12 protein-coding genes are annotated in these 16582 nt (G+C 60.7%); 7 read left to right on the top strand and 5 right to left on the bottom strand.

From position 1 onward, the window contains the following. Positions 1–135 precede the first annotated feature (135 nt). From pnp to NF685_RS04760, 3 genes are read left to right on the top strand one after another with little or no spacing between them, the layout of a single operon-like run. A complete protein-coding gene (gene pnp, locus NF685_RS04770; RefSeq protein ID WP_252848832.1) occupies positions 136–2289 on the top strand; it encodes a polyribonucleotide nucleotidyltransferase in 2154 nt (717 codons plus the stop codon). 60 nt (positions 2290–2349) lie between these two features. After that, positions 2350–3780 (top strand): NAD(P)H-dependent flavin oxidoreductase, encoded by a 1431-nt coding sequence (locus tag NF685_RS04765; RefSeq protein ID WP_222548040.1) that lies wholly within the window; start codon positions 2350–2352, stop codon positions 3778–3780. 31 nt (positions 3781–3811) lie between these two features. Next, positions 3812–5845: an FUSC family protein gene (locus tag NF685_RS04760; RefSeq protein ID WP_252848780.1), complete on the top strand. Its 2034-nt coding sequence runs from the start codon at positions 3812–3814 to the stop codon at positions 5843–5845. Here the strand turns inward: NF685_RS04760 and NF685_RS04755 are convergent. The 5 genes from NF685_RS04755 to NF685_RS04735 form a co-directional block, all read right to left on the bottom strand. Beyond that, positions 5783–6205 carry a DUF1489 family protein gene (locus tag NF685_RS04755; RefSeq protein ID WP_222548038.1) on the bottom strand — a complete coding sequence of 141 codons (423 nt, stop codon included), beginning with the start codon at positions 6203–6205 and terminating at the stop codon, positions 5783–5785. The genes NF685_RS04760 and NF685_RS04755 overlap by 63 nt on opposite strands. A 3-nt stretch (positions 6206–6208) precedes the next feature. Next, a complete protein-coding gene (locus NF685_RS04750; RefSeq protein ID WP_252848779.1) occupies positions 6209–7294 on the bottom strand; it encodes a nucleoside hydrolase in 1086 nt (361 codons plus the stop codon). 154 nt (positions 7295–7448) lie between these two features. Beyond that, positions 7449–8606: a radical SAM family heme chaperone HemW gene (gene hemW, locus NF685_RS04745; protein ID WP_252848831.1), complete on the bottom strand. Its 1158-nt coding sequence runs from the start codon at positions 8604–8606 to the stop codon at positions 7449–7451. Then, positions 8603–10591, bottom strand: a complete 1989-nt coding sequence (locus NF685_RS04740; protein ID WP_222548036.1) for a potassium transporter Kup — start codon at positions 10589–10591, stop codon at positions 8603–8605. The genes hemW and NF685_RS04740 overlap by 4 nt, the downstream gene beginning before the upstream one ends. 185 nt (positions 10592–10776) lie before the next feature. After that, positions 10777–11454, bottom strand: coding sequence for a YggS family pyridoxal phosphate-dependent enzyme (locus tag NF685_RS04735; RefSeq protein ID WP_252848778.1), 678 nt, complete (start codon positions 11452–11454; stop codon positions 10777–10779). 78 nt (positions 11455–11532) lie between these two features. Here NF685_RS04735 and NF685_RS04730 point away from each other — a divergent pair, with 78 nt between their 5' ends. The 4 genes from NF685_RS04730 (at position 11533) to NF685_RS04715 (ending at position 16581) form a co-directional block, all read left to right on the top strand. Next, entirely contained in the window at positions 11533–12795 is a 1263-nt protein-coding gene (locus tag NF685_RS04730; protein WP_252848777.1) for an RsmB/NOP family class I SAM-dependent RNA methyltransferase, read from the top strand. Positions 12796–12826: 31 nt separating this feature from the next. Continuing rightward, entirely contained in the window at positions 12827–13501 is a 675-nt protein-coding gene (rpe, locus tag NF685_RS04725) for a ribulose-phosphate 3-epimerase (protein ID WP_222548033.1), read from the top strand. A gap of 27 nt (positions 13502–13528) precedes the next feature. Further along, a complete protein-coding gene (locus tag NF685_RS04720) occupies positions 13529–15388 on the top strand; it encodes a heparinase II/III family protein (RefSeq protein WP_252848776.1) in 1860 nt (619 codons plus the stop codon). Between the two features lie 62 nt (positions 15389–15450). Then, entirely contained in the window at positions 15451–16581 is a 1131-nt protein-coding gene (locus tag NF685_RS04715) for a glycosyltransferase family 4 protein (protein ID WP_252848830.1), read from the top strand. The last annotated feature ends 1 nt before the right edge of the window (position 16582 follow it).

Below are 16582 nucleotides of genomic sequence, written 5' to 3'. Positions count from 1 at the left end.
TCAGGCCACATGGTGATATGCCGGTCCGATCCCGGTTTTCCTTGCCATGCCGTCCGAAACGCTGCCAGCCAGTCAGGGCCCGTTCTTTCCGGATCGTCGGTCCCAGTGCCAAAGCCCCTTAATCAGGACAGAATGATGTTCAACTACTTCCGCAAGGAAATCGAATGGGCCGGACGCCCGCTCGTTCTGGAAACCGGCAAGATTGCCCGTCAGGCCGATGGTGCAGTCGTTGCAACGTACGGCGATACGGTTGTGCTCTGCACGGCCGTGGGCGCCAAGACCGTCAAGCCGGGTCAGGATTTCTTCCCGATGACGGTCAACTACCAGGAAAAGGCCTATGCAGCTGGCCGTATTCCCGGTGGCTTCTTCAAGCGTGAAGGCCGTCCTTCCGAGAGCGAGACCCTGATTTCGCGTCTGATCGATCGTCCCATCCGCCCGCTCTTCCCGGAGAACTTCCGCAACGAAGTGCAGGTCACGGCGACCGTTCTCAGCCATGACATGGAAAACGATCCTGCACTTGTGGCCCTGATTGGCTGTTCTGCTGCACTGACGCTTTCCGGCATTCCGTTCTACGGCCCGGTCGGTGTTGCACGCGTTGCGCGCATCAACGATCAGTTCGTCATCAACCCGACCATCGCGGAGATGAAGGAGAGCGCGCTCGACCTCGTCGTCGCCGGAACGAGCGAAGGCGTTCTGATGGTCGAATCCGAGGCCTCCGAGCTTTCGGAAGCTGTCATGCTCGAAGCCGTGACCGCCGGTCATGCTGCTTTCCAGCCTGTGATCGATGCAATCATCGATCTGGCCGAGCATGCCGCCAAGCAGCCCTGGGATCTCGAAGGCCCCACCAAGGAGCAGATCGCCCTGCGCAAGCGCGTGGAGAAGATCGGCACCAAGCTCATGGCCGACGCCTATAAGGAAAAGGCCAAGCAGGCGCGCTACGAGAAGATCGCCATTGCGAAGGGGCGCATCATCGAGGGCCTCATCGAAGAGGGTCTCGATGTCGATATGGCCAAGCCGATGCTCAAGGAGCTTGAGGCCCAGGTCGTTCGCGGCGCCATTCTGAAGACCGGCCAGCGTATCGACGGACGCGACACCAAGACGGTTCGTCCGATCGTGTCCGAAGTCGGCATTCTGCCGCGCGCACATGGCTCGGCGCTCTTCACCCGCGGTGAGACGCAGGCGCTGGTTGTCGCCACGCTCGGCACCACGCAGGACGAACAGATCATCGATGCGCTCGAAGGCGAGCACCGCTCGAACTTCATGCTGCATTACAACTTCCCGCCCTACTCGGTCGGTGAGTGCGGACGTATGGGCAGCCCCGGCCGTCGCGAGATCGGTCACGGCAAGCTTGCATGGCGTGCCATTCACCCGCTTCTGCCGGGCAAGGATCGTTTCCCGTACACGATACGCATCGTTTCCGAGATCACCGAAAGCAACGGGTCGTCTTCGATGGCAACCGTCTGCGGTTCGTCTCTCGCTCTGATGGATGCCGGTGTACCGCTGGAGCGTCCGGTTGCCGGTATCGCCATGGGCCTGATCAAGGAAGACCGTGGTTATGCCGTGCTGTCCGATATCCTGGGCGATGAAGATCACCTCGGCGATATGGATTTCAAGGTTGCCGGTACCGAAGCCGGTATCACCGCGCTGCAGATGGATATCAAGATCACCTCCATCACGCCGGAAATCATGAAGGTCGCGCTGGAGCAGGCCCGTGATGGCCGCATCCATATCCTCGGCGAGATGGCCAAGGCGATCGATGAAGGTCGTGAGGGCGTATCGCGCAATGCGCCGAAGATCACCACCATGACCATCGCCAAGGAAAAGATCCGCGATGTGATCGGTTCGGGTGGCAAGGTCATTCGCGAGATCGTCGAGTTCTCGGGTGCCAAGGTCGACATTAACGACGAGGGCGTGATCACCATCGCTGCTTCGAATGACGAGCAGGCCCAGAAGGCCATCTCGCGCATCGAAGGTATCGTCGCCGAGCCGGAAATCGGTCGTATCTATGATGGCAAGGTCGTCAAGACTGCCGATTTCGGCGCGTTCGTGAACTTCCTCGGCCCGCGTGACGGCCTCGTGCATATCTCCGAGCTGACCGATGGTCGCGTGGCCAAGACCACCGATGTCGTCAAGCAGGGCGATGCCGTGAAGGTCAAGGTTGTCGGCTTCGACGACCGCGGCAAGGTGAAGCTGTCGATGCGCGTCGTCGATCAGCAGACCGGCGCCGATATCACGGAAAGTGTCGGTGCGAAGGCCGCCCGTCCGACCAGACAGCGCGACGCTGACTGATCTCCATGATTCAGAAGAGAGGCCGCATGGGCCTCTCTTCTTCGGAGTACAATACAGATTATGATGTCGATCGATACCGTCCGTATGGCTGGCCGGGATGTCCTTCCCCTCGTTGAAGGTGGAAAGGGTGTTTCGGTCTCTACCGGTATTTCAGCCGGCCACTGGGCCGCGGCTGGCGGCGTGGGAACGGTTTCGGCCGTCAACGCCGATAGTTACGATGAAGCTGGCAATCGTATCCCTCAGGTTTATGCGGGTCGCACGCGACGCGAACGCCATGAGGAACTGATACGCTACGCTATCGAGGGCGGTATCACCCAGGTCAGGATCGCGCGCGAGATCGCCGGATCCAATGGCATGATCAATGCCAACCTGCTCTGGGAAATGGGCGGTGCCGAGCAGGTCATCGAGGGAATTCTCGAAGGCGCTCCCGGCATGATCGACGGCCTGACCTGCGGGGCAGGCATGCCTTATCGCCTCTCCGAAATCGCGGCACGCCACAAGGTGCATTACTATCCTATCGTCTCCTCTGCGCGTGCGTTCAACGCGCTCTGGAAGCGGTCCTATAGCAAGACGGCCGAGCTTCTCGGCGCTGTCGTCTATGAGGATCCCTGGCGTGCGGGCGGGCATAACGGCCTGTCGAACACCGAGAACCCTCTTCTCCCCGAAGATCCCTATCCGCGCGTTGCGGCACTGCGTAAATCCATGAACCAGTTCGGCCTTGAAAACGTGCCGATCATCATGGCAGGCGGAGTGTGGTGGCTCGAGGAGTGGGCGCACTGGTTCAATAATCCGGAAATCGGCCCGATCGTATTCCAGTTCGGTACGCGCCCGCTGCTGACCCAGGAGAGCCCGATCCCCGATGCCTGGAAGCGCCGTTTGCGCAGCCTGCATGAAGGCGATGTCTATCTCAATCGCTTCTCGCCCACAGGGTTCTACTCTTCTGCGGTGAATAACAGCTTCATGCAGAATCTGCGTGGTCGTTCCGAGCGTCAGGTCGCCTATAGCAGCGAGCCCATCGGCGAGCACGATACGCCGCATGGTATTGGAGCACGCAAGCGCGAAGTCTGGATGACCGCGCCTGACCGCGAGCATGTTCTGGCATGGGAAGCGGCGGGCTATACCGAAGCCCTGCGTACGCCGGATTCCACGCTCGTTTTCGTCACACCCGAAGAGAGCCGGGAGATTGTGGCCGATCAGGTGGCCTGCATGGGCTGTCTGTCGGAATGCCGCTTCTCGAACTGGAGCCAGCGCGGGCCGAATTATACCAACGGGGCGAAGTCCGATCCGCGTTCTTTCTGTATCCAGAAGAGCCTTCAGGACATTGCCCATGCCGATGACAGCATGGGCTCCGAAGCAGCCGATCGTCTGGTGGATAACAACCTGATGTTCGGCGGCACCAATGCGTGGCGTTTCGGTAGCGATCCGTTCTATGCTGACGGCTTCACGCCGACTGTCGGACAGCTGGTTGCACAAATCATGACCGGGCGCTGAGAGCCCTGCCACGCGAGGGAGCAGAGACAGCATGAAGAAGGGGCGTTCCCGACCTGCTGCTTTCCGCTCCCTTGCCTCTTTCACAACGTCCACGACCAATCATCTCGCGCGCTACGCAGTCGCCCTGACACCCGAACAGCTTAGCCTGTATGAAGGGGGACGCGCTGCCATTGTGACGGCACTTGCCCTTGTGCCGTCCCTGTTTTTCGATTCCCCCATACTGGCCTGGATTGCCTTTGCCTGTTTCTGGGCTTGCCTGATCGATCCCGGCGGTCCCGATCGCGAGCGGTTTCAGGTCCTCGGAGGGTTCACCCTCGCAGGCACGGCGCTCGTCTTTGCTGTTTCCGCGCTGAGTTTTTTCGGCAATGGCGCGACCGTGCTGCTGGTCGCACTCATCGGTCTTGGATGCGGGCTGGCCCGGGTTTTTTCCCCTGCGATTACCCAGCTCTGGGCTCTGGCTGGCTGCGCAGCTGTGGCGGCAACAGGCTTTCCTTCGGCGCCTCTGCAGGCACTTGCCATTGCGGGGCTGTTCTGTGCGGGCGGCGTTCTCGCCATGCTGTTCTGTCTGGTTCTATGGCGTCAGCAGCCTTACGCGCCTGCGCGGCGCAGTCTGGCTGCGACATTTTTCATCCTCGATCTCATGGCGCGTGAGCTGGCGGTGGGACGTTTGCGCGAGACCGTGCATCGCCAGGCGGCACGTAACGCCATCGAGCGCGCGCGCGGTCTTGTCGCCCTTCTCGATGCCCGTCATGGAAACTCACGCGTAAGACGCCGTCTCGAGGCCATGCTGTCGACTGCAGAGAGAGTGTTTACGGCACTCCTGGCGCTGGAACATCTGGCTGAACGCGGTTTGCTGCCACCGGGTGCGCAACGCGGGTTGAAGCGTCTCGGCACAGCCTGTCATGAATGCACGCGTCAGTCGGGCAGGCCCCAACCCGATTTCCGTATTCTGGGTCGGCTTGCCGACGGGCTCGAACGCGAGGCCCTGACCAGGCAGGATGCAAGCACCATGCCCCTGAATGCCTGCGTCATGGCGTTCAGGCAGATGATCGATGCGTTCTCCCGGCGTCACCGTGAAGATGACGCTGTGCCTCGTCTTTCGGCGCCCGTTCTGACCCCAGCGATATGGCGTCATGCACTGCGTCTCTCATTCGCGCTGAGTATCACGCAGCTCATCTGTCTCTATGCGGGAGAGGGGTTCTCTTACTGGGCGCTGATCGCAGCGCTGCTTGTCATGCAGCCGGCCGGTCACCTCACCCTTGTGCGCAGCGTGGAACGTGTGATTGGCAGTATCGGGGGAAGCCTGCTGGCTGCGCTTTGTGCGCTCGTCCTGCCCGGCAAGCCCGCCTTGCTTCTGGCCGCCGTCTTTCTGTCTCTGGCAGCAATCGCCACGCGCGCCGTCAATTACACCATGCTGGTGTTCTTCCTGACAGGGCTTGTTGTGGTCATCGCCGAGGCGGTGATGCCTGGCGGTGGAATTATATGGGCACGCGTGCTCGATAATCTGATTGGCAGCGGTGTGGCGCTGGCCTGCGTTCTGCTGCTCTGGCCCCAGAGACGTGATACTGACCGCGACACACTTCTCAGGCGGGCTCTTCTGGCCAGCTGTCGTTATGCTGCACTGGTTCTCTCGGGTGATCAGGTTCCGGTAGAGACGGATCGCGCCCAGCGTGATGTCGGCAAGACCCTGATCGCGGCGGAGTTTGCGCGTGGCGGTTTGCCGCTTTTCGGCGGTCAGATCAGCCTGAAACAGGATGGCGATGCCATGACAACCGGGCAGACATTGCGCGCATTGCGTCGCCTGAGCGGTGAAGTGACGCTTTACCGGTTCGACATGCAGAATGGTCTGCGCAGGGCAGATTTCGCGCAGGCAGAGCGGTTTGAAGACTTTGCCAGCAGGCTGATGACCCCTGAGCGACCGCTTGGCGAAGTTACAGAGACTTTCATCGCGTTCCTGCGCAGCGGGCTGCTCAGCGATCTTCCATCCGTCACGCCGCCCGGATCAGATCAGACAGAGCTCGGACAGGCTCCGCCGCAGGGCAGGGGGGAGGTCCTCGAGGCCTGATACCACCGACTGTCCCCCCAGATCGGGGGGGGCATCGTCCGGTTTGAGATAGCGCCACCCCTGGAATGGGCGCATGGCGCGCGGATGAACCGGGATGATGTCGTCAGTGACCAGGATATGCGTGCCCAACTGCCCGTCGGGACGTGTGAAGGGACGAAACCCGGCGATAGGCTGACGACACAGCACAAGCCCGCCCATCACACGATATAGCGATCCCTGTCCGGCAATTTCATCGGCCTGTTTGGGCATGGTGCGCGTGCGTATCACACCATGGCCCTCGATACGCTCGCCGCGTGCCATCCACGCGGCGAGTTCGTCGAGCGTGGTGCAGCCCACGACCAGTTTGATCATATGCAGCAAAGGTCAGTGTTTTCCCATGAAGCCCTGTGCCCAGCCGGCATAGAGCGTCTTGAAACGAGGAACATCGATTGCCTGCACGATCCGGACCTTGCGTACACCCATAGCCTTGGGAGCGAGCGCATCCGGCCAGACATAGGCGTGACCGTAGCCGATACCCTTGCCGATCTCGACATCCATATAGGCATCCTGCGAACGGGTGATGAGAGAAGGCTCGGCGACGATGGCGCTCGTTACTTCGTCCCACATGGCCAGCGGCACATAGAATCTGCTGAGATAATCGGTGACCGGTGTTTTGTGGCCCTTGCCGATCGCGTCGACTTCGCTCTGGCTGAGCATCACATCGTTCGAGACGTTGGCGACCGAGGTTATGCGTGCCCAGGGGGCCGTCAGGGTAATGTGGGCGGCTTCGGGATCGAAGATGAGGTTGAAATCCGAACCATTATCCGCGTTGCCCGTCACCGACATCATGGACAGATCGAGATAGCCGCCCATGAAGACGAGCTGTTTGGCCGTGGCGGCAAAGCTCGGATCGAGCCGTATGGCAAGCGCGAGATTGGTCATCGGACCCGCTTCGATGATGGTCACCTCATGCGGATGGGCATGGACCTGCTGTATCATGAAAAGCGCGGCCGGAATGCCTTGCGGTTGCAACTCGGGCTGGCCGTCCGGTGTCTGTCCCACACTGGGCTGCGTATCCGGCGTCTTGTCCATGGAGCCCATACCGCCCCAGGCCCCTTTCCACGGAAGCTTGCCGTATTGCTGCTCGCGCAGGCGAGTCAGGGCCACGGTGTTGATGAGCGGCTGGGTCGCACCGTTATAGACGGGCACGTCCCTGTGACCGGAGACCTCCAGAAAGCGTCTGATGCGCGCGCTCTCGGCGTTTTCCCAGTCATCGCCCGCTACGACTGTCAGGCCGAGAACGCGGAGCTTCGGATTGTTCAGAAGGGGAATGACGGACTGGATGTTCGACCCGCCCGGACCGAGATAGTCGTTATCGGCAATAACGAGTTCCGGGCCGTTACGGGTCTCGGCGGCTGCGGATCCGATCGTGAGGGCGGCGAGCGCGAGGCTGGCAAGAAAACGACGCATGAAAGGCACTTACTCCGGATAGGCGTGATGGTTCCACGCCTCTTGTTCTGGCGCGTATTCTGGGAGGATTGATCGTTTGTGAAAAGAGCGGTTCTTGCGTCGGATCCTGAGATCGATCTGGCTGCGTTACATGAATGGAGAATATGGAGCTGGATCAGAGGACAAGTGCGCCGAGCAGGGCTTCAAGCCTGACACGCCCCTCATCGGTGGCGATAAGGCGTGCGCGGTCGAGCGTCAGATAGCCTTCTTCCAGAGCGGCTTCGAGAATGACGGCGTTCACGCAGTCACGCAGCTCTCTGCCTGTACGTGCGGTAAACCAGTCCAGCGAAATCCCTTCGCGCAGGCGCAGACCCATGAGAAGGGCCTCGCGTCCACGTTCTTCAGGCGAGAGCGGACACTCGTCGGTCGAGCCGCTTCCACGCTGCTCAACGCGCTCGGCCCAGATTTCAGGGGCACGATGACGACGCGTCGCCAACAGTCCTTCATTCAGCGTCAGTCGACCATGGGCGCCAGGGCCGATGCCGATATAATCCTGATAGCGCCAATAGGTAAGATTATGCCTGCTCTCCGCTCCGGGGCGGGCATAGTTGGAAATCTCGTAATCCCGCATGCCGAACAGGGCAGCGATTTCGGCCGTTTTCTCGTAGAGGCGCGCCGCGTCATCGTCTTCAGGGAGTGCGAATTGACCCTGCCTGTACAGGGCTTCGAATTTCGTCCCCTGTTCGATGGTCAGCTGGTAAAGCGACAGGTGATCCGAGGCGAGCGCCAGCGCCTGACGCAGCTCGCTTTCCCAGTCGGCGAGGCTCTGATCGGGACGCGCATAGATTAGGTCGAAAGACAGGCGCGGAAACAGCGCGCGGGCCGTTTCCAGAGCTGCGATGGCCTGAGGGGCAGAGTGCTCCCGCCCGAGAAAGCGCAGGGCTCTTTCATCGAGGCTCTGAATGCCGAGCGACAGCCGATTGACACCGGCCTCCCGAAAAGCCTGAAGCTTTGCCTGCTCGACGCTTGTCGGATTGGCCTCAAGAGTAATTTCAAGATCGGGATCAGCATCGAAGAGCCGACGGGCATCTTCTATCAGAAGCGCAACCGTCTCAGGCTGCATGAGAGACGGTGTGCCTCCCCCGAAAAAGATCGATCGCAATCGGCGCCGCCCCGTACGCGCAGCGTCATAGGCAAGCTCCTGACGCAGCGCTGTCGTGAAACGACGATGGGGTATGTCGTCGCGGACATGCGAATTGAAATCGCAATACGGGCATTTGGCCAGACAGAAGGGCCAATGCACGTAGAGCGAAAGAGAGGGCGTGTCGGTCAGATGGCGATCCTCACCCCCAGCTCGACAACGCGATCGGGCGGGATACGGAAGAACTCTGTGCTGGGCACGGCATTGCGCACCATCACCAGGAAGAGCCACATGCGCCAGAGAGAGAGCTTGGGCAGGCTGGAGCGCACGACCAGCTCACGCGAAACAAAATAGGAGGCCTGGATTGCATCGAACTCGACCCCGGCAGCATTGAGCTCTTCGAGTGCCTTGGGAAGGTTCGGCATTTCCATAAATCCATAGCGTATGATCACACGATGGATATTGGGCGCGAGCTCCTGCACCATTGCACGATGACCACGCTCTGCTTCGGGCTGATCCAGGTTCTGGACGGTCACGAACAGGACATGGTCGTGAAGAACCTTGTTATGCTTGAGGTTGTGCAGAAGACAGGTGGGCACCGTTTCCGGATTGGCCGTGAGGAAAACGGCCATGCCCGGTACACGCAGGGTGCGTGATTGCGGCAGGCGGGCGAGAAACGATGCCATGGGCAGTGAATCTGCCATCTGGCGTGCACGAATCAGGCTGCGACCGCGTGCCCAGGTCGTCATGAGAATGGTTGCCGAGACGCCGATCGCCAGAGGCACCCAACCCCCGTCGGGGATCTTGAGCACATTGGCAGCAAAGAACGTGCCGTCACTGATCAGAAAGAAGCCGAAAACCAGTCCCGCCAGAGGGGCGCTCCAGTTGAACACCCGCCGGAACACGACCATGGCCAGCATCGCTGTGCACATGAATGTGCCGGTTACGGCAATGCCATAGGCCGCAGCCAGTGCGGAAGAAGAGCGGAAAGACAGCACCAGCAGGATGGAGCCGATTGCGAGCACCCAGTTGAAGACGGGCAGATAGATCTGTGCTTCTTCTTCGGCATTGGTGTGGGTGATGCGCATACGGGGCAGGTAGCCCAGCTGGATCAGCTGTCGGCACAGTGAGAAGCCACCCGATATGCCGGCCTGACTGGCAATGACCGTCGCCATTGTCGCCAGGAAAAGAAGCGGGATCTGCGCCCAGCCCGGGGCAAGGTGATAGAACGGGTTTTGCAGCGCCGCCGGGTTGCGCAGCAGCAGGGCACCCTGGCCAAGATAGTTCAGTGTCAGCGAAGGCAGGACGAAGAACAGCCACGCGTACCGTATGGGAGCGCGGCCGAAATGGCCCATATCGGCATAGAGGGCTTCAGCACCTGTGACAGCCAGAACGACAGAGCCGAGCGCGATAAAGGCGAGCCATCCGTGAAAAAACACGAACTGTGCCGCGTAGAAAGGCGAGAGCGCCATGAGAATACGGGGCGTCTGGATGATGGAGTGAATACCCATCACGGCCAGAGTCAGGAACCAGATCATCATGATCGGCCCGAAAGCACGGCCGATCTTGCCCGTTCCCAGAGCCTGTGCGCTGAAGAGCGCAATCAGGATGATGATGGCGACGGGAATGATGATATGTGAGGCCGAGGGAACCGAGACCTCGATCCCCTCGATGGCCGAAAGCACGGATACGGCCGGGGTGATAATGCCGTCACCGAAGAACAGGCAGGCGCCCCCGATACCGACAATCCCGAAAAACCATCGGTATTTCGGCGATTTGCAGACACGCTGTGCCAGCGACATGAGCGCAATGATGCCGCCTTCGCCATCATGATCGGCACGCATGACGAGCATGACGTACTTGATGGTAACGACCAGCATCAGAGCCCAGAAGATCAGGCTTTCCAGCCCCATGATCTCCCAGCTTTCGGCCGGGTGGCGAATGGAGCCGACAATCTGGACCGATGCCTGAAACGCATAGAGCGGGCTGGTTCCGATATCGCCATAGACGACACCCAGCACGCCAAGAAGGCCTGCAAGGCCAACGGGTGCTTCCTTGTGTAGTTCGCCAGAGGCACCGAACTCACGGATAGAGCCCTGTCCGTCTGTAGCCGTCCCGGTTGCTGCCGTTCCGGCGGCATTGGTCGACCCTGGCTGACCATCAGGCCTGTCTGTCATTTCTGTTCCAACTCATGGCAAACACAATGCGTGGTACCGGGTAGAAGATAGGCGGTATGGCACACATAGATGTGAGCGATCACTGACATAAGGCCTGCCATACGATTATTGATCGCGTCACCGCAAGCGTGTGAACGGTTAAAACGCCCTAACACTATCGACCAGCTTCGATCCGGGGATCGTGATCAATTGGTCGGACGGGCGCCGAAGATTGCCGTGCCCACACGCACCAGAGTGGCACCCTGTGCAATGGCCGTTTCGAAATCTGCCGACATGCCCATGGAACACACGCTCAGACCGTGCGCACGCACCGTCCGGGCGAGATAGGCAAAATGCGGGGCCGGGTCTTCATCCTCGGGCGGTATGCACATCAGCCCCTTGAGAGCGCTGCCGAAGCGTGCCTTGCAGAGGGTAATGAACTCATCGGCCTCTTCACGTCTGACGCCGGATTTCTGCGGTTCGTCGCCTGTGTTGATCTGAACAAACAGATCCGGCACGCGGCCGAGCCGATCGGCGGCCTTCGACAGCGCGTCTACCAGCGCCGTGCGATCGACGGATTCGATGGCATCTGCCAGGCGACAGGCTTCGAGTGCCTTGTTCGTCTGAAGCCCACCGATGATGTGCAGACGCAGATCCGGCCAGTTCTCCCGCAGCTGGGGGAATTTCTCCTTCGCTTCCTGCACGCGGTTCTCGCCGAAGACGCGCTGCCCTGCGATCAGGGCTTTCTCGATCGAAGAGGCAGGATGAAACTTGCTGACGGCGACCAGCGTGACACTGTCCGGGCTACGATCGGCTTTGTGACAGGCCGCGTCGACGCGCGTACGGATCTGATCGAGACGGGTGGATAATGTGTCGGTTGTCATGGCCATATCCGCAAGTTGTTGCTGTTCGGTTGCGAGAAGGGGTAGCGCGGCGCTTCGCGAAATGCCATTGGCAAGGCAATGTCCAAAGCACCTTCACAGATTCCCGCCGATCCGACCCGCGATCTGGCTTTCGATATTCTCTGCGGTGTCGTCGAGCATCGACGTATGCTCGAGACGACGCTCGATCGCAGCAACCTGACCGATCCACGCGACCGCGCCAGCGGTCATCGCCTTGCCGCGACCGTGCTGCGTCACATGGGCAGCATGACAGAGCTGCTTCAACCTCTGCTGAGGCGTGAGCCACCGGCACCGGTACGCTGTGCGCTGCTCATGGGGGTGGCCCAGCTGCGTCATCTCGAAACGCCGCCTCATGCGGCTGTTGGCACGATCGTCTCGCTTTTGCGCCGTCGTGGCCTTGCGCCCTTCGCCGGGCTGGCCAACGCCGTGCTGCGCCGTGTCGCCCGCGACGGGGATGAGCTTGCCGAGGGACTCGACGAGGATCGTCTGGACGTTCCAGCCTGGCTCTGGACGGCATGGGGCAACCGGGCACGCGATATTGCGGCCGGGCTGCATCGTGAAGCCCCGATCGACCTGACGCTGCGCCCTGGCGCGACCGCCCCCGAGGGAGGCGAGATCCTGCCCACTGGAAATCTCCGCTTTCCGCCGGGCACACGTGTGACCGAGCTTGAGGGCTTCGAAGAGGGCGCGTTCTGGGTGCAGGATGTTGCTGCGACCATGCCCGCCCGTTTGCTGGGCATAAAGCCCGGAGAAACCGTGATCGATCTCTGTGCCGCTCCGGGCGGCAAGACGGCCCAGCTTGCCGTTGCAGGTGCCGAAGTGACGGCGGTCGAGCGTGAAGAGACGCGTGCCAGGCGTTTGCGCCAGAATCTCGATCGTCTCGGTCTCGATGCCAAACTCGTTGTAGCCGATGCCCTCGTCTGGCAGCCGGAAGAAAAGGTCGATGCGGTTCTGCTCGATGCGCCATGTTCTGCAACAGGCACGCTTCGTCGCCACCCCGATGTTCTGTGGGTCAAGCGTCCTCGCGATGTGCTGGCGCTGGCCAAGGATCAGGATCGTCTGATCGATGCGGCAGGAGCCATGCTCAAGCCGGGCGGCGTGTTGCTCTATGCTGTGTGTTCGCTTCAGGACGAGGAAGGCCCCCAGCGCGTGGCGGCAGCTCTCAAGCGTGGATGGGTTCTCGAGCCTTTCACCGCGGAAGAACTGGCACAAATGCCTGAGGCGCTCACGAAACAGGGTACATTCCGCACCCATCCCGGCATGTGGGCCGAACGCGGTGGAATGGATGGATTTTTTGCGGCAAGGCTGCGCAAAAGCATCTGATACCGATTGGATCGTAAAGAAGGGAGAGCCTATGCCCCAGTTAAAGACCCCACTTATCGCACCGAGCATTCTCAGCGCCGATTTTGCGCGTATGGGCGAGGAAGTGGATGCCGTGGTGCGCGATGGCGCCGACTGGCTGCATCTGGATGTCATGGATGGGCATTTCGTGCCGAACATGACTTTCGGTCCCGGTATGATTGCGGCGCTGCGCAACCGTACGGACAAACCTTTCGACGTCCATCTCATGATCGACCCCGCCGACGCGTTCATCGAGGCTTTTGCCAAGGCCGGGGCCGACCATATTCACGTGCATGTTGAGAACAATCCGCATGTCCATCGTACCCTGCAGCATATCCGGGCGCTGGGTAAGAAACCGGGTATCGCGATCTGTCCGGGCACGCCGCCCGAGGCGCTCGAATATGTGCTCGATCTTGTCGACATCATTCTCGTGATGACGGTCAACCCGGGTTTTGGGGGGCAGAAATTCATCGATAGCCAGGTCTCGAAAATACGCAGGCTGCGCGAGATGGCCGATTCGACCGGACGCGACATCCGGATAGGCGTCGATGGCGGTATCGATCTGTCCACAGCACGCCTCGCAACCGGTGCCGGTGCGGATATGATGGTTGCAGGGACTTCCATCTACGGCCAGGAAGACTATGCTGCGGCGATCACATCTTTGAGACAGGCAGGGAGCCTGTCTTGACCACCTGAATAAAAGGACCATACCGGCATGTTCGGACGCTGGGCGCGTGAGGCTCGCCTTTCATTTGCCAGGCTTCCACCGAGCGTGCCGGGCATAGCGCGTGCCCCCGACCTTCCTGTGCATGCCATACGGGATATCTGGCCGGGTGATCCCGATCATGGGGCTCTGCTGGTCAGCGGGGCGGCCCGGTTCGAAGGGCGGAAAATCACGCTGCGAGCCGATGACTGGGAATATACCGATCTGGCGCCTGCGCAACGCGACTGGGTGCAGGGTTTTACCTGGCTGCGCGATCTGCGTGCGCTCGGTAGCGACGAGGCAAGGCTCTACGCCCGATCGATCGTCAGCAGCTGGCTCGATCAGCCTCCCATCGATCCGCTTGTTCTGAATGCCCATGTGGCAGGTGCCCGCCTGGCATCCTGGCTTGGGCATTTCGATTTTTTCGCGGCCTCTGCCAATGAGGCGTTCAGACAAAGAGTAATGGACCGTTTGCTCGTCGAGGGTCGTCTGGTCTCGATCATGCTGCCCCTTGCCGAAGCCGGATGGAGAAACCTGACCGCGCTCAAGGGTTTGCTGGCAGTTGCGGTGGCCATTCCTTCGCAGACCGGGTTTTTGCAGCGCTTCCACCGTTTTCTCGATCAGGAACTCGACCGTCAGATTCTGCCTGACGGAACGCTGCGTGAACGCAGCCCGCTGGCGCAGCTCGAAGCAACGCGGGAAATGGCGGAGATCAGCGTCTTCATGCGTATGGCGCAGCTTCCGCCTTCGGAAAAAGTGCAGGGCGCGCTTGCTCGTCTGTGTCCGATCCTGCGTGCATTGCGTCATGGCGATGGCGGGCTTGCTTTGTTCAATGGCAGCAAGGAGCAGGATCACCGGCACATCGATCGTATCATACAATACGGTGCCCGACAGAGACTGCTCGCGTCGTCCATGCCCGATGGCGGTTTCTGGCGTATCGGGGCCGGCAAGGCGCTTCTTTTCGTCGATGGGGGGCAGGTTCCCCCGTCCGGCTACGATCGCAATGCCCATGCGGCACCTCTGTCTCTCGAATTCTCCCATGGGCGGCAGCGTCTGTTCGTCAATTGCGGGGCAGCAGCGACCGGTGCCTGGAAGCGCGCCCTGCGTGAGACAGCAGCGCATTCTTCCCTCGTGATCGACCAGACATCCTGCTGCGATATCAGTCCCTCCGGCGATATCGTTCGTCGGCCGGCCCATGTGACCCTGACCCATCAAAGTCAGGATGGCGCGCACTGGCTCGATGGTCAGCACGATGGCTGGTATCCCGGCTTCGGCGCCACATGGCGCAGACGCCTGTATCTCGGTCCGACGGGAGAAGACCTCCGTGGTGAGGATTGTGTGGACGGAGAGCGCAGGGTCGATTTCGCATTGCGTTTTCATCTTCACCCTACGGTCAAGGCCGAACTCGCCCCCGATGCCGATGAAGTCCTTATGTATGCGGGCGGCATGATCTGGCGTTTCCGTCAGGAAGGGGGTGCCCTGTCGCTTGAGAAAAGTGTCTATGCAGGCGGTGAAAGGCCGGTCGCCAGTCTTCAGATTGTCGTCAGACCAACTGCCGCCGTGACAGAGCCGGTCGAGGTGCAGGAGGAAAGCACGCGCGCCGCTTCCAGCGATGAGGCCGAACGATTCAGACCGAATGCCCCGTCTTCGGATGCTGCGTCTGCGGCAGGGGGCGAGGGGCTGGTCGCGCAGGTATCTGAGGGGAGAGAGGATACCCGGGACGGGCGCGCGCAGGACACGGCTTCCGAGGTTGCTGACGCACGCCCCCCGACCGGAACAGCCAGTATGAGCGCGCCCAACCGTGAGAATAGTGCTGCGCTTTCCTCACCCAGACAGGTTATTCAGTGGGTTATGGAGCGTGTTCCGGAATGAGGATCTCGCGACGGTTCGGGCGGCGCAGGATCGATAGCGCACCGCAGGAGGGTGGACACGCCCTGCGCATTCTTGAGATCACCAATGTCGATTTTGCCATGCGGCAGTTCCTCCATCCTCTTATGCAGGCGCTTCGCGATGCAGGGCATCATGTTGAGGGCGGATGTGCAGAGGGAGCGCATCTCTCTGTCGTCAGGGACGATGGCTTCACGGTCCACCCGTTGCCGATGGCACGCTCTTTCTCTCCCGTAGCGCAGGTCAGGGCTTTCAGGGCGCTGATACGACTGATACGTGCGGTTCGCCCCGATATCGTGCATGGCCATATGCCAATCAGCGGTTTTCTTGCACGCATCGCTGCATGGTGGTGTGACGTGCCGTGCATCGCCTATACGTGCCACGGTTACCTGTTCAATCAGCCGGGTTCGGCCAGACGTCGTCTGCTTTCTTTCGTACTCGAATGGATCGCGGGGCAGGTGACCGACCGCTACATGACGGTATCGCAGGCTGAAGCCCGCGATGCCCGGCGCTTGCGTATTCATCCCTGGCCACACCCCGTAGCAAACGGGCGCGACCCGGTTTTATATCGCCCGGATGCGGACAGGCGCGCACGCATACGCGGCGCACTCGGCCTCGACGACTCAGCTATTGTCATCATGGCTGTGTCCCGCCTGGTACGTCACAAGGGCTATCCGGAGCTGCTGCGTGCCTTGGAGTACGTTCCCGGGGCCGTGCTTCTGATCGTGGGCGAACGTCTTGCTTCAGACCATGGCGATGCCATGGAAGAGGAATTCGCACATGCCCGCGCCGTTCTGGGTGATCGGCTGAAATGTCTCGGCTATCGCAACGATACGGCGGATCTTCTGACCGCTGCCGATATATTCACGCTACCCAGTCATTTTGAAGGCCTGCCGATGTCTGTCATCGAGGCAATGCTTTCGGGACTGCCCGTTGTCGCGACCGATATCAGGGGACCCAATGAGCAGGTGGTAGATGGCGTGACCGGGTTTCTTGTGCCTCCCGGTCTTGCGGCCCCGCTTGCGGAAGCCCTTGCGCAGCTTGTGCGTAATCCTGCGCTACGTGAGGCTATGGGAAAGGCAGGACGTGAGCGCGGCTGCGCGCTTTACGATCAGACCCATGTGTTGCGCAATGTCGTATCGATCCTGACGCGACCGTCTTGCAGTCAAGACGTCTGAC

The organism is Asaia lannensis NBRC 102526, assembly GCF_024054035.1.
Taxonomy (GTDB): Bacteria; Pseudomonadota; Alphaproteobacteria; order Acetobacterales; family Acetobacteraceae; genus Asaia; species Asaia lannensis.
Note: the sequence above shows the minus strand (reverse complement) of the source record. Positions and strands in the feature narration are given on the sequence as shown.

Coding starts and splice junctions, on each gene's coding strand:
- rpe (WP_222548033.1), top strand. CDS start 12,827: ATGCCCCAGTTAAAGACCCCACTTATCGCACCGAGCATTCTCAGCGCC.
- NF685_RS04740 (WP_222548036.1), bottom strand. CDS start 10,591: ATGACAGACAGGCCTGATGGTCAGCCAGGGTCGACCAATGCCGCCGGA.
- NF685_RS04730 (WP_252848777.1), top strand. CDS start 11,533: ATGTCCAAAGCACCTTCACAGATTCCCGCCGATCCGACCCGCGATCTG.
- pnp (WP_252848832.1), top strand. CDS start 136: ATGTTCAACTACTTCCGCAAGGAAATCGAATGGGCCGGACGCCCGCTC.
- NF685_RS04760 (WP_252848780.1), top strand. CDS start 3,812: ATGAAGAAGGGGCGTTCCCGACCTGCTGCTTTCCGCTCCCTTGCCTCT.
- NF685_RS04720 (WP_252848776.1), top strand. CDS start 13,529: ATGTTCGGACGCTGGGCGCGTGAGGCTCGCCTTTCATTTGCCAGGCTT.
- NF685_RS04765 (WP_222548040.1), top strand. CDS start 2,350: ATGATGTCGATCGATACCGTCCGTATGGCTGGCCGGGATGTCCTTCCC.
- NF685_RS04735 (WP_252848778.1), bottom strand. CDS start 11,454: ATGACAACCGACACATTATCCACCCGTCTCGATCAGATCCGTACGCGC.
- NF685_RS04750 (WP_252848779.1), bottom strand. CDS start 7,294: ATGCGTCGTTTTCTTGCCAGCCTCGCGCTCGCCGCCCTCACGATCGGA.